Raw genomic sequence first — 13,256 nt, forward strand, 5'->3', positions numbered from 1 at the left:
GCCTCTCGCGCCTCTCGCGAACCGGGAACGGCCCGACAACCGCCCGACAACGACCTGCGACCGATCCGGGAACCTCGACAGAAAGAGCAGAATGCCCCGCTTCAGCATCATCGTCCCGTCCTATGGGGTCGCGGGCCGGCTGTCCCAGGCACTGGACTCGGTCCTCGCCCAGTCCTTCGGCGACTTCGAGCTGATCCCGGTCTGCGACGCGCCCGGCTCCCCCGCGGCGAACGTCGTCGCCGGGTACGCCCGCCGGGACTGCCGGGTGGCCCCGGTGCACTCACCGCCGTCGGCGGGCCTCGCCGGGGCGCGCAACGCGGGGGTCGGGGCGGCGACCGGCGGGTATCTGCTGTTCCTCGACGGCGACGACGTCCTGGTCCCCGGCGCCCTGGCCCGGCTGGACGCCCGGCTCACCCAGACCGGTGACGTGGACGTCCTGCACTTCGAGCACGAGCGGACCCCGTGGTGGGAGGGCGAGCCGACCAACCCGGCCGCGCTGGTGCTGACGAGGACTCCGCGGGGCGCCTTCTCGCCGGAGGAGGCCCCACAGCTGACCGGCGTACGGCTCCCGGCGTGGAGCGCCGCCCACCGCCGTGCCTTCGTCACCGGGCACCGGCTCTCGTTTCCTGACGGCCACTTCACCGACGTCGGCTTCTGTGCCCTGGTCGCTCTGCACGCCGAGCGGGTGGCGGTGCTGCACTCGGTCGTCGTACGGCATCTGGTGCGCCGGCAGGGCAGCCGGCTGAGCCTTCCCGGCGAGCACCACTTCGAACTGCTCGACCAGGCCGACCTGGCGCTCACCCGTGCGGCCGAACGGGGCCTGGCCGGCGCGCGGTTGGACGAGCTCTTCGGACAGCTCTTCGCCGCCGTGCTGAAGACGGCCGCCCATCCCCACCGGCTGCCCGCGCGGCGTCGCGCCTACTTCCGCCGGGCGAGCGGGCTGTACCGGCGTCACCGCCCCGCCGGGTTCCGGACGCCGGGCGGCAGCCTGGGCGTCCAGCACCGGCTGCTGGCGGCCGGGGCGTACGTCGCGTTCCGCGCGCTGCGGGGCGCCAACCAGCAGGCGTCGAGGGCGGTCCTGAGCGTGGCGCGTCCCCGCGGGCTGCGCACCCGTCTGCGGTACCGGCGCCACCTGCGCCGCCCCCTCGATCCGAACCTCGCCGTGTACTGCGCCTACTGGGGCCGCGGCTACGCCTGCAACCCGGCCGCGATCCACGCCAAGGCCCGCGAACTCGCCCCGCGGATCCGCTCGGTGTTCCTGGTCGGGCCGGACCAGGCGACCACCGTGCCCGCGGGCGTCGACCACGCCGTCATCGGCAGCGACCGCTACTGGGAGGTGCTGGCCCGGGCCACGTACCTGGTGAACAACGCCAACTTCGCGGAAGGCGTGGTCAAGCGCCCCGGCAGCGTGCACCTCCAGACCCAGCACGGCACCCCGCTGAAGACGATGGGCGTCGACCAGTCGACCTACCCGGTGGTGGCCGCCGCGACCGGCAGCTTCGCGGCGCTCCTCGGCCGGGTGGACCGCTGGGACTACAACCTGTCCGCCAACCGCCACTCCACCCAGATGTGGGAGCGGGCCTTCCCGGGCTCCTACGAGCAACTGGAGTACGGCTATCCGCGCAACGACGTCTTCTACACGGCGACCGCCGACGACGTGGCCCGGGTCAGGAAGGAACTGGGCGTCCCGGAGGGCACGACGGCCGTCCTGTACGCACCGACCCACCGCGACCACCACACCGGCTTCGAGACCCGACTGGACCTGGAGGCCTTCTGCGAGGCGGCCGGCGAGGACGTGGTCGTCCTCCTGCGCGCCCACTACTTCTACGACCGGGGCGGTCACGGCGGCAGCGGCCGGATCATCGACGTGACCGCCCACCGCTCCTCCGAGGACGTCTGCCTGGCCGCCGACGCGCTGGTCACCGACTACTCGTCGATCATGTTCGACTACGCCAACCTGGACCGCCCGATCGTCGTGTACGCCGACGACTGGGACGTCTACCGGGAGACCCGGGGCGTCTACTTCGATCTCCTTCAGGCCCCGCCGGGCCCGGTGGCGAGGACGCCGGAGGAGTTGGCCCGGGTGTTCCGCGACGGCTCGTACGCGCGAGCCGGATCGGATGCGCTGCGGGCCCGCTTCCGGGAGCGCTTCTGCCAGTTCGACGACGGACGCGCCGCCGAGCGGGTCGTACGCCGGGTGTTCCTCGGCGAGCCGCCCGAGGCCATCCCGCCCGTGCTCCCGCTCGCGGAGCGCGTCCCGGTCCCCGCTGCCGCCGCCCTCGTGAGGAGCTGACCCCGCAGTGCCCCGCTTCAGCGTCATCGTGCCCGTCTTCAAGGTGCAGGGCTTCCTGCGCGAGTGCCTCGACTCAATCCTGGAGCAGTCCTACCGGGACATCGAGGTCATCGCCGTCGACGACTGCTCTCCGGACGGCTGCGGCGCGATCCTCGACGAGTACGCGGCCCGGGACGGGCGCGTCCGAGTGCTGCACCTGCCGGAGAACGTCGGCCTCGGCCGCGCACGCAACGCCGGAATGCCGCACGCCACCGGCGACTTCCTGTTCTTCCTCGACAGCGACGACACCCTCACGCCGGGTGCGTTGCGCGCGATGGCCGACCGGCTGGCCGAGACGTCCGACCCGGACGTGCTGGTCTTCGACTACGCGCGCACCTACTGGTGGGGCGGCACCCGAAGGAACGTCCTCGCGCACGTGCTCGCCGACGCCTGCGACGGCACCGCTTCCGCCGACGCCACTCATTCCGACGGCACGCATTCCGACGGCACCTTCACCGCGTCCGAACGCCCGGAGATCCTCGACCTGCTGATGGTCGTGTGGAACAAGCTCTACCGCCGTGACTTCGTCGAGCGCGAGGGCTTCGTCTTCCCGCCCGGGTACTACGAGGACACGCCGTGGACCTTCCCGGTCCTGCTGAGCGCCTCACGGATCGCCACGCTGGACCGGATCTGCCTGAACTACCGGCAGCGCCGCCAGGGCAACATCCTGTCCACCACCAGCCGCAGGCACTTCGACATCCACGACCAGTACGAGCGGGTCTTCGCGTTCGTCGACTCCCGCCCCTCGCTGGGCAGTTGGCGTGGGCGTCTGCACGCCAAGATGGGCGAGCACTGCCTGGACATCCTCGCCAAGCCGGACCGGCTGCCGCCGTCCGCCAAGGGCGAGTTCTTCCGCCGTACCGCGGAGCTGTTCCGTAAGCACCGGCCGGCCGGCACGTCCATCGCCCCCGAACTCCGGGTTCTGGAGGGCGGATACACGGGGTACGTGGCCAAGCGGCAGGCGGTGCGGGCGGGACGGGAGCTCGCGCGGCGCGCGCTGGCGGCGCGTCGGGCGGCGGACGCGCGGCTGGTGCGCTGCCGTTCCACGCTGGGCGCCCGCCGTACGCCGGACCCGGACCTCGTCCTCTACTCGGCCTTCTCGCACCAGGGGATGCTCGGCGACCCGGCGGCGATCTATCACAAGGCCCGGGAGATCGCCCCGCACCTGCGCGGGGTGTGGGTGGTGCGGGACGAGGAGACGGCCAGGGCCGCTTTGCTGCCGCCGGACGTCGAGTACGTCCTGCTCGACTCCCCGCGCTGGCACCGGCTCGCCGCACGGGCCGCGTACCTCGTCAACAACGCCAACTGGCCCGGCGGTCTGCCCAAGCGCCCCGGCAGCGTGCACGTCCACACCCACCAGGGCACCCCGCTCACGTACATGGGCGTCGACCTGCTGGACAAGCCCGGTGCCCGGTACGGCCTCGACGTGCCGCAGATGCTGCGCCGCGCCGACCGCTGGGACTACAGCCTGGTCGCCAACCCGCACTCCGAGCTGGTGTGGGAGCGGGCGTACCCGTGTCACTTCACCTCGCTGCGCACGGGCAGCCCCCGCAACGACGCCCTCGTCCGCGCCGACCCGACGCACGCCGCGGCCGTCCGCGCCCGGCTCGGCGTCCCCTTTGGCCACCGGGTCGTGCTGTACGCGCCGACCCGCCGCGACTACCGGCGGGGCGGCCACGTGGACCGGATCGACCTGGCCCGGTTCGCCGAGGACCTAGGCGCCGGCCACACCCTCGTCGTCCGTCTGCACCCGGCACTGGCCGACGGCCCGGCCCGTGGTCTGGGCCTCGCCGAGCTGCACCGGCGCGGTGTGGTGGTCGACGCGACCGACGAACCCCACGTCGAGGACGTCATGCTCGCCGCCGACGTGCTGGTCACCGACTACTCGTCCCTGATGTTCGACTACGCCCTCCTGGACCGCCCGATCGTCGTCCACGCCGACGACTGGGGCGCGTACCGGGCGAGCCGGGGCGCCTACGTCGACATCACCGCCGAACCACCGGGCCATGTCTCGCGCTCCTACCGCGAACTGGCGTGGCTGTTCGCCTCCGGGACCTGGCGGGACGAGGAGTCGGCGCGGCTGCGGTCCGGCTTCCGGGAGCGGTTCTGCGCGTACGACGACGGACACGCCGCCGAGCGGGTCGTACGGACGGTGCTGCTGGGCGAGAGCGGGTGGGTGCCCGGGCCCTCGACGGCCGGCGGGCCTCCGGCCGCCCGCTCCGCCGACCGTGACGTGCTGACCTCCTCGTGAGGCCACGTACCTGGGTGCTGGTCCTGGCCGCCGTGTTCGCCGTGCTCCAGCTCGCGAACGTCACCGGCAGGGACACTCCCGACAGCAAGAACTACCTCTCGTACGCGCTGAGTCTGCGCGGTGACGGCAAGTGGGAGGCGGCGGCCGCCACCATCGACTACGCGTGTGCGGGCAGGGCGGCGATCGCGCGCCGCAACCAGAAGGTCGACGTGGTCCGTTTCCACGCCCCGAGCCCCGCCTCGCGGGTGATGGCCGAGTGCCGGGCGGCGGAGTGGCGGGGCGTGGACGCGCGGCTGCGGGCGGGACCGACGGGCGGGCACACCGTGCCGTTCATGCCCGAGCGCTTCATGCGGATCTTCGAGTCGCGGCCCGGCTATCCGGTGTTCCTGGTGCCGTTCCTCACCCTGTTCGGTGTGACGTGGGGCGTGTGGGCCGCGGGTGTCGTCGTGACGGTCACGGGCGGGGTGCTGGCCTTCCTGATCCTGCGCACCCTGCCGGTGCCGATGCCGCTGGCGCTGACCGGCCAGGCGCTGTTCTACGTCCTGCCGTGCGGGACGACCGCCATGCGGCCCATGACGGAGGGGCTGCTGCTGACCCTGACCCTGGCGGCGCTGTGGGGGTGCGCGCTGGTCCTGCACGGGCGGCGGGAGCGGGCCGGCCTGTGGTGGGTGGGCGGCTCGCTGCTGGCCCTGTTCACGGTGAAGCACTCCCAGTCGCTGTTCCTCGGGCTGTGCCTGGCCGGGGCGGGCGCGGTGATCGCCGTACGACGGTGGCGGCGGGGGCGGGCACCGGGACGCGGGGTCGTCGCGATCGCGGTGGTGGGCTGTTGCGGGACGGCCGGGACGCTGCTGCTGGCGAAGGCGCTGCACTACCCGTCCGAGGCGGAAAGTCTCCAGGACCTGCTCACCGCGCACTTCGCCCGGCCCGACCGGACCCGGCCGTGGCCGGAGTTCCTGCACCTCCAGGTCAACTTCTGGGTGGAGTGGCTGCGCCGGCAGCTGTGGCAGCCGCTGTTCCTGGCGGCGCTGGCGGCGGGCGCGTGGGGGGCGCTTCGCACGCGGCGGGCGTTCGGCGGTTTCCTGCTGGCGGCCGCGTTCACCGGTGTCCTCAACGAGGCCGGGCATCCCGACATCACCATCTGGGGCGACCGGCTGATCGTGCTGGTGTGGCTGCTGCCTGTGGTGGGAGTGCCGTTGCTGCTGGAGTGGATCGGCCGGAGGCCCGTCGCGATGCCCGCCCAGAAGCGTGGCGAACGGGCTCACTCGATGCGGTGACGTCCCGCTAAGCCGCTGACGTCCGCGGGAACATACGGGCAATGCCCCAGCCCACGTGTGTTCCCTCCGTCCGATGACCGCCGGCGTCCTGGTCCGGCGGACCGTGCGCGGCGCGACCGCGCTGCGCGGCGGCCGGATCCGGCGTCCGACGCCGTACCAGGTCTTCGGCTTCCTGTTCTGGCTGGTGATGTCGCTGGCGTACTGGCGGGTGCCGCTGTGCTGTGACGCCGGCCAGCACGCTGCGGTCGTCGAACGCCTGAAGAGCCATCTGCTCCAGCCACGCCATCCGATGGCGGACCTGGCGGGAGCGGGCAGCCCCTACTACTCGCCGTACGCGGTGGCCGAGGGCGCGTTCGCGCGGCTGTCGGGGCTGGGTGGCTGGGAGGTGGTGAAGCTCGCCGGGCCGCTGAACCTGCTCGTCCTGCTGACCGGCATCGGCCGCTTCGTGCGGGTGCTGACGCCGCGCCAGTGGGCGCCGGTGCTGGCGCTGGCCGCGATGACGCTGCTGTGGGGGACCGAACGGGCCTGGTGGAGCGGGTACCTCGGGCTGATGTCGATGACGGGGAACCTGGGGTATCCGTCGACGTTCGCGATCGGCTTGGCGTTCTGGGCGTGGGGGCTGACGGGCTCGCGGGCGCGGGGCGGGGCGCCGATGCCTGGGGACGGTCCGCCGCGGGGTGCGGGGCGGACGGTGCGGTACGTCGGGCCGAGCGGGCTGCCGGGGGCCGGCGGGTACGTGGGGCTCGGCGCGCTGTACGGGCTGATCCTGCTGAGCCATCCGATCACGGCGGTGGCGGCGGTGCTCGGGGCGGTCGCGTTCGTGGCCGGGTGGCAGCGGAACTGGTCCGCTGCCCTCGCCGGGCGCTGGGTCCTGGCAGGCGGCACGGCTGTGCTGGTCGCCGTCTGCTGGCCGTACTTCGACGTGCTCGCGCTGGCCGGGGACGGCAGCGTCGACGCCATGCACCGGACGCTGTACCTGGGCCTCGGCGGCCACTTCTGGCTGGCGCTGCTGGGGGTGCCGGCGCTGTGGCTGCGGGCGCGACGGGGTTCCTGGCGGGATCCGCTGGTGCTGCTGTTCGCGCTCGACTGCCTGGTCGTGGCGTACGGCTGGGTCAGCGGGCACTACACGTACGGCCGGATCCTCGGGCTGACCCTGGTGCCGCCGCAGTTCGCGCTAGCGGTGGAGCTGGCGGCGCCCCGGCCGTGGGGGGTGTGGCGGCGGGTGCTGGGCGGCGCCGCGGCGGCGGGGGCGTGCGTGGGCTTCCTCGCCGTGCAGGCGGGGGCGGTCGTGCCGCGCGCGCTGGACCCGGTCGGCTTCGCGCAGCCGCCGCGCTGGCCGACATACGAGTGGGCCGCGCGGCACATCGGGCCCGGCGAGGTCGTGATCACCGACGGCTACTACGCCGTACACGCGATCGCGGGCTACGGCCCGAACCTCGCCGCGCCCGCCTGGCCGGACGCGGCCCTGGACGAACGCGAGCGGCTGCGACGCCTCGCGGACGTCCGCGCCTACCTCGCCCCGACCTCGACCCGCGCCGAACGCGCCGCCGTCGCCCACCGCTATCACGTGCGCTGGCTGCTGCTGACGCGCTGGCACCCGGTACCCGAGGAGGCCGTGGTGGTGGCGTGGAGCGGGCGGACGGGGGAGGTGCTGGCGCGGGTCGGGTGAGGCTCCTCGGGGTTACGGAGCTGGGGTCACCAGAGTCACTCGATGACGAGATCGACTTCGATGTTGCCGCGGGTGGCGTTGGAGTAGGGGCAGACCTGGTGGGCCTGCTCGACCAGCTTGCGGCCGGCCGCCTCGTCCACGGAGTCGGGCAGCTCGACGCGGAGGGTGACCTTGAGGCCGAAGCCCTCGCCCTGCTTGCCTATGCCCACCTCGGCGGTCACGGCGGCGTCGCTCACGTCGACCTTGGCCTGCCGGCCGACCAGGCCGAGGGCGCTGCCGAAGCAGGCGGCGTAACCGGCGGCGAACAGCTGCTCCGGGTTGGTGCCCTGCCCGTTGCCGCCCATCTCCGGCGGCATGGCCAGCGCGAGGTCGATCTTGCCGTCGGAGGAAACCGCACGGCCCTCACGGCCGTGAGTGGCGGTGGCGACTGCGGTGTAGAGCGCGTCCATGGATAACCATCCCTCTCAAGTCATGTTGCGGTGGCCCGTCAGGCCGCCTCACGACGACAAGTAGAGCACACAATTAAGTTGTGCACAACTAAGTGGCTCGCAAGAGCTACCCTGGAGACATGACAGGCATGACCCCGACCCCGACCCCACCCGCCGCCGCAGCCTCCACCGCAGCCGCCGCGGAGAACTGGCTGCGCCTGGACTCCCAGATCTGCTTCTCCCTGCACGCCGCCTCACGCGCCTTCAACGGCGTCTACCGCGTGCTCCTCAAGGACCTCGGGCTCACCTACCCGCAGTACCTGGTGATGCTGGTGCTGTGGGAACAGGGCGAGTTGCCGGTCAAGAAGCTCGGCGAGCACCTGCGCCTCGACTCCGGCACACTGTCCCCGCTGCTCAAGCGGCTGGAGACGGCCGGACTCGTACGACGGGAGCGCAGCGCCCGTGACGAACGGTCGGTGGAGGTACGGCTGACCGAGGAGGGCGCGGCGCTGCGCGACCGCGCGGTCCGCGTCCCACCCCGGATCGCCGCCGCGACCGGCTTCGACCTCGACGAGATCCGCGCACTGCGCGACCGCCTCGACCAGCTCACCTCGACGCTGGACGCGGCGGCGTTGGGGGAGACGCCGGGGTGTGAGGAGGAAGTCGTCGCACCTGCCGCCTCAGACGCCGCCGCCTGCTTGACTGAGGACGGAACAGGAGCCCATCCGCTCCACACAGAAGCCAACGGACAAGGGGACGGCCGCAGATGACCTGGCTGATCACCGGCGGCGCCGGCTACATCGGGGCGCATGTCGTACGCGCGATGACCGACGCGGGCGAACAGACGGTGGTGTACGACGACCTGTCCACCGGCATCGCCGACCGCGTCCCCGAGGACGTACCGCTGGTGACCGGATCGACCCTGGACGCCGAGCGCGTGGCGCGCACCCTCGCCGACCACGAGGTCACCGGTGTCGTCCATCTGGCGGCGAAGAAGCAGGTCGGCGAGTCGGTGGACCGGCCCCTGCACTACTACCGGGAGAACGTCGAGGGCCTGCGGGTCCTGCTGGAGGCGGTGACCGCGGCGGACGTGCCGTCCTTCGTGTTCTCGTCCTCCGCCGCGGTGTACGGCATGCCGGACGTGACCCTGGTGACGGAGGAGACCCCCTGCGTCCCGATGTCTCCGTACGGCGAGACGAAGCTGGCCGGCGAGTGGCTGGTCAGGGCGACCGGGCGGGCCACGGGCCTGGCCACGGCGTCCCTGCGCTACTTCAACGTGGCGGGCGCGGCGAGCCCCGAGCTCGCCGACGTGGGCGTCTTCAACCTCATCCCGATGGTCTTCGAGAAGCTGACCGAGAACGCGCCTCCGCGGATCTTCGGCGACGACTACGACACCCCGGACGGGACGTGCGTCCGCGACTACATCCACGTGGTCGACCTGGCCGAGGCCCATGTCGCCGCCGCCCGCGCCCTTCGGTCGTCCCCCGGCCTCGACCTCACCCTCAACATCGGCCGCGGTGAGGGCGTCTCGGTGCGCGAGATGATCGACCGCGTCAACGCCCTCACCGGGTACGACCGTCCCCCGACCGTCGCCCCGCGCCGCCCGGGCGACCCGGCCAGCGTCGTCGCCTCCGCCGACCGGGCCGCCACCGAACTCGGCTGGACGGCCAAGCACGACATCCAGGACATGATCACGTCGGCCTGGAACGGCTGGCTGCGCCTCCACCCGGAAGCGGCCCGCGGCTCAGTGCTGTCGTAGGGCGCCCACGATCGCCGTCCACTCCCTGCCGGGCGTCATGCGGGCGACGGTGAACCACGACCTGGCCCGGCGCACGCCTACGCCTTCCCGCCCGCGCTGTTCAGGTACGCCAGGACGGCCAGTACGCGGCGGTGTCCGCTGTCGCTCGGCGGCAGGCCCAGCTTCAGGAACACGTTGCCGATGTGCTTGTGGACCGCGCGCTCGGTGACCACCAGCATCCCGGCGATGGTGGCGTTGCCATGCCCCTGCGCCATCAGCTTCAGCACCTCCCGCTCCCTCGGCGTCAGCGAGTCCAGCGGCGAGTCCCGGCGGCGCGTGAGCAGCTCGGTCACCACCTCGGGGTCCAGGGCCGTACCGCCGGCCGCGACCCGCTCCAGCGCGTCCAGGAACTCGTCGACCCGGCCCACCCGGTCCTTGAGCAGGTAGCCGAGGCCGCCCGCTCCCCCGGCCAGCAACTCGGCGGCGTACGACTCCTCGACGTACTGCGAGAGCACCAGCACCGGCAGACCCGGGAGTTCCCGGCGCGCGGCGAGGGCGGCGCGCAGTCCCTCGTCGCGGAAGTCGGGCGGCATGCGCACGTCCAGGACGGCCACGTCCGGGCGGTGCTCCAACAGCGCGGGCAGGATCTCGGGGCCGGTGCCGACCACGGCCACCGGGTCGTGTCCGGCCGAGGTCAGCAGGAGGACGAGCCCTTCGCGCAACAGGGCGTTGTCCTCGGCGATCACCACTCTCATGGCACCCATGGTCCTACGGGGCCCTCGGGCATGCTCCGGCGCGGTCGACCCAGACGCTCACAGCGCCTCGAGCGACACCGCGCAGGCGTTCACAGCGCCTTGAGCGCCTCCGCGGTGGCCCCTGCCAGGGACGCCAGGTACCCCTTCGGGAGCTTGGGGCTGCGGATCACCACCGAGCGCCAGTACAGGGGTCCCGAGATCAGGTCCAGCGCCAGGTCCGCGTCGAAGCCGTTCCGGATCTCGCCACGTCCCTCCGCCGCCACCACGATCTTGCTGGCGACGCCCTCCTGTCCCTCCCGCAGGGCCTTCTGCAGGGCCTCGGCGATCTCGGGGTTGCGGGCCGCCTCGGCCTGGAGATCGGGGATGACCTGCGAGGCCACGGGGTGCCGCAGGGCCCGGGAGGTCAGCTCGTACAGCAGCCGCAGGTCGCCCTCCAGCGAGCCGGTGTCCGGTACGGGCAGGCCCTGCACGGCGAGCGCGGAGACCAGGTCGAGGACGAGGTGCAGCTTGGAGCGCCAGCGGCGGTACACCGCGGTCTTGCCGACGCCCGCGCGGCGCGCGATCCCCTCGATGGACATCCGCGCGTAGCCGACGGCCGCGAGCTCCTCGAAGACGGCTCCCCGGATGGCCTCCGTCACATCCTCGCGCAGCACGGCGGCCCCCGCGGGGGCCCGGCGACGCGGACGGGTCTTCGGCTCCTCGGCGTTGGTCGTCATACGGACCAGCATAGGGCGTTACGACGAAACGGTTGCGTTCCGACGTCACATCGGCCTACGCTCACGTTGCGACGATACGGTCCCGTCCCGACGTAAGAAAACATGAAGAGAACCGTAAGGAAACGCCGGGCGACGGACACGTCGGCCGCGCCACCTGTCACGCGGCACAACTCCATACGCACCACACCCCCCGCACCACAGCCCCACGCACCACCCACCCCCCGAACGAAAGCAGCGGATGTGAGCCAGGCCCTCCACACACCGCCCCCGACGACGGCACCCGCGACCGACGACCTCGCGGCCCTCGCCGCCCGCCACGGCCTCACGGTCAGCGGCGCCCGCCCCACCCTGCGCGAGTACGTCAGCCAGCTGTGGGCGCGGCGTCACTTCATCACCGCCTTCTCGACCGCCAAGCTCACCTCGCAGTACAGCCAGGCGAAGCTGGGTCAGCTCTGGCAGGTGATGACCCCGCTGCTGAACGCGGCGGTCTACTACTTCATCTTCGGCGTGCTGATGGGCACCAAGAGGGGCGTGCCGGACTACGTCCCGTTCCTGGTGACGGGCGTATTCGTCTGGACGTTCACGCAGAGCTCGATCATGGCGGGCACCCGGGCGATCTCCGGCAACCTGGGCCTCGTACGGGCACTGCACTTCCCTCGGGCCGCGCTGCCGATCTCGTTCGCGCTCCAGCAGCTCCAGCAGCTGCTGTTCTCGATGGCGGCCCTGGTCGTGATCCTGCTCTTCTTCGGTGTGCCGGTGGCCGCGTCCTGGCTGCTGGCGATCCCGGCGCTGGTGCTGCAGTTCACCTTCAACGCGGGCATCGCGATGATCCTGGCGCGGATGGGCGCGAAGACACCGGACATCGCCCAGCTGATGCCGTTCGTCCTGCGCACGTGGATGTACGTCTCCGGCGTGATGTGGAGCCTCGACCGCCTGCTCAGCAACCACAGCGACCTGCCGTCCTGGGTGGCGCCCGTGCTGCGGGCCAACCCGGCCGCCGTCTACATCGACCTGATGCGCTTCGCCCTGATCGACAGCTTCCACTCGAGCCAGTTGCCACCCCACGTGTGGCCGGTCGCGACCGGCTGGGCCCTGCTCGTCGGCGTCGGCGGCTTCATCTACTTCTGGAAGGCTGAGGAGACGTACGGCCGTGGCTGACAACACGCAACTCCCGCAGGAACAGGTCCCCACCGTCGTCGTCGACGGCGTCGACATCGTCTACCGGGTCAACGGCACCGGCGCCGGCCGGGGTTCCGCGACCGCCGCCCTCAACCGCATGCTGCGTCGCAGGAAGACCGAGCAGGCGGCCGGTGTGCGCAAGGTGCACGCCGTCAAGAACGTGTCCTTCGTCGCCTACCGGGGCGAGGCGATCGGCCTGATCGGCACCAACGGCTCCGGCAAGTCGACCCTGCTCAAGGCCGTCGCGGGCCTGCTCCCGGTGGAGAACGGCCATATCTACACCGACGGCCAGCCCTCCCTCCTGGGCGTCAACGCTGCCCTCATGAGCGACCTGACCGGCGAGCGCAACGTCTACCTCGGCGGCCTCGCCATGGGGATGTCCCGCGAGCAGGTCAAGGACCGCTACGACGGCATCGTCGACTTCTCCGGCATCAACGAGAAGGGCGACTTCATCACCCTCCCGATGCGGACGTACTCCTCCGGCATGGCCGCCCGCCTGCGCTTCTCCATCGCCGCGGCCAAGGACCACGACGTCCTGCTCATCGACGAGGCGCTGGCGACGGGCGACCGTTCCTTCCAGAAGCGTTCCGAGGCCCGGATCCGCGAGCTGCGCAAGCACGCGGGCACGGTGTTCCTGGTCAGCCACAGCAACAAGTCGATCCGTGACACCTGCGACCGGGTGCTGTGGCTGGAGCGCGGCGAACTGCGCATGGACGGGCCGACGGAGGAGGTGCTGCAGGCGTACGAGGCATTCACCGGCGGCCCGGACAAGGCGAAGACCAAGCCCGAGAAGCAGGCCACGCCGCAGTCCAAGCCTCAGTCCGAGTCGCAGTCCAAGTCGCAGTCCAAGTCGCAGCCACAGTCGCAGTCCGAGCCCGCCAAGGTGCCGCTTCCCTCGTGAGACCTGCGGGACC

General features: G+C 72.1%; 10 protein-coding genes and 1 pseudogene. 8 read left to right on the top strand and 3 right to left on the bottom strand.

Annotation, left to right across the window (positions count from 1 at the left end; genetic code table 11):
• Positions 1–91: 91 nt before the first annotated feature.
• From OHA64_RS19190 to OHA64_RS19205, 4 genes are all read left to right on the top strand, one after another.
• Complete coding sequence (locus tag OHA64_RS19190) at positions 92–2,293, top strand: CDP-glycerol glycerophosphotransferase family protein (RefSeq protein WP_405614580.1); 2,202 nt, start codon at positions 92–94, stop codon at positions 2,291–2,293.
• 7 nt (positions 2,294–2,300) lie between these two features.
• Complete coding sequence (locus OHA64_RS19195) at positions 2,301–4,583, top strand: CDP-glycerol glycerophosphotransferase family protein (protein WP_405614582.1); 2,283 nt, start codon at positions 2,301–2,303, stop codon at positions 4,581–4,583.
• Positions 4,580–5,857, top strand: a complete 1,278-nt coding sequence (locus OHA64_RS19200; protein ID WP_405614584.1) for a hypothetical protein — start codon at positions 4,580–4,582, stop codon at positions 5,855–5,857. The genes OHA64_RS19195 and OHA64_RS19200 overlap by 4 nt, the downstream gene beginning before the upstream one ends.
• A 73-nt stretch (positions 5,858–5,930) precedes the next feature.
• Positions 5,931–7,526, top strand: coding sequence for a hypothetical protein (locus OHA64_RS19205; RefSeq protein WP_405614586.1), 1,596 nt, complete (start codon positions 5,931–5,933; stop codon positions 7,524–7,526).
• A 35-nt stretch (positions 7,527–7,561) separates the two neighbouring features.
• Here OHA64_RS19205 and OHA64_RS19210 read toward each other — a convergent pair whose 3' ends face one another.
• Complete coding sequence (locus OHA64_RS19210) at positions 7,562–7,975, bottom strand: organic hydroperoxide resistance protein (protein ID WP_405614588.1); 414 nt, start codon at positions 7,973–7,975, stop codon at positions 7,562–7,564.
• Between the two features lie 128 nt (positions 7,976–8,103).
• On the opposite strand from OHA64_RS19210, the pseudogene OHA64_RS19215 reads away from it, so the two are divergent.
• Positions 8,104–8,601, top strand: a pseudogene (locus OHA64_RS19215) (MarR family winged helix-turn-helix transcriptional regulator); the annotation flags it as partial.
• A gap of 119 nt (positions 8,602–8,720) precedes the next feature.
• The gene (gene galE / locus OHA64_RS19220; protein ID WP_405614590.1) at positions 8,721–9,713 is read left to right on the top strand and encodes a UDP-glucose 4-epimerase GalE; all 993 of its coding nucleotides are present in this window, start codon (positions 8,721–8,723) and stop codon (positions 9,711–9,713) included.
• Positions 9,714–9,790: 77 nt separating this feature from the next.
• Here the strand turns inward: galE and OHA64_RS19225 are convergent, their stop codons facing one another.
• Both OHA64_RS19225 and OHA64_RS19230 read right to left on the bottom strand, forming a co-directional pair.
• On the bottom strand, positions 9,791–10,447 hold the full coding sequence (locus OHA64_RS19225; protein ID WP_405614592.1) for a response regulator: 657 nt from the start codon (positions 10,445–10,447) through the stop codon (positions 9,791–9,793).
• A gap of 89 nt (positions 10,448–10,536) precedes the next feature.
• Positions 10,537–11,163 (bottom strand): TetR/AcrR family transcriptional regulator, encoded by a 627-nt coding sequence (locus OHA64_RS19230; protein ID WP_405614594.1) that lies wholly within the window; start codon positions 11,161–11,163, stop codon positions 10,537–10,539.
• A 240-nt stretch (positions 11,164–11,403) separates the two neighbouring features.
• Between OHA64_RS19230 and OHA64_RS19235 the strand changes: the two genes are divergently transcribed.
• Together OHA64_RS19235 and OHA64_RS19240 are read left to right on the top strand one after the other, a co-directional pair.
• The gene (locus tag OHA64_RS19235) at positions 11,404–12,321 is read left to right on the top strand and encodes an ABC transporter permease (RefSeq protein ID WP_405614596.1); all 918 of its coding nucleotides are present in this window, start codon (positions 11,404–11,406) and stop codon (positions 12,319–12,321) included.
• Positions 12,314–13,243 (top strand): ABC transporter ATP-binding protein, encoded by a 930-nt coding sequence (locus OHA64_RS19240; protein WP_405614597.1) that lies wholly within the window; start codon positions 12,314–12,316, stop codon positions 13,241–13,243. The genes OHA64_RS19235 and OHA64_RS19240 overlap by 8 nt, the downstream gene beginning before the upstream one ends.
• Positions 13,244–13,256 lie beyond the last annotated feature (13 nt).

Source organism: Streptomyces sp. NBC_00076 (assembly GCF_045041235.1).
GTDB lineage: Bacteria > Actinomycetota > Actinomycetes > Streptomycetales > Streptomycetaceae > Streptomyces.

What these genes read in the sequence shown, in the direction of transcription:
- galE (WP_405614590.1), top strand. Translation starts at nt 8,721, where the DNA reads ATGACCTGGCTGATCACCGGCGGCGCCGGCTACATCGGGGCGCATGTC.
- OHA64_RS19205 (WP_405614586.1), top strand. Translation starts at nt 5,931, where the DNA reads ATGACCGCCGGCGTCCTGGTCCGGCGGACCGTGCGCGGCGCGACCGCG.
- OHA64_RS19225 (WP_405614592.1), bottom strand. Translation starts at nt 10,447, where the DNA reads ATGAGAGTGGTGATCGCCGAGGACAACGCCCTGTTGCGCGAAGGGCTC.
- OHA64_RS19190 (WP_405614580.1), top strand. Translation starts at nt 92, where the DNA reads ATGCCCCGCTTCAGCATCATCGTCCCGTCCTATGGGGTCGCGGGCCGG.
- OHA64_RS19230 (WP_405614594.1), bottom strand. Translation starts at nt 11,163, where the DNA reads ATGACGACCAACGCCGAGGAGCCGAAGACCCGTCCGCGTCGCCGGGCC.
- OHA64_RS19210 (WP_405614588.1), bottom strand. Translation starts at nt 7,975, where the DNA reads ATGGACGCGCTCTACACCGCAGTCGCCACCGCCACTCACGGCCGTGAG.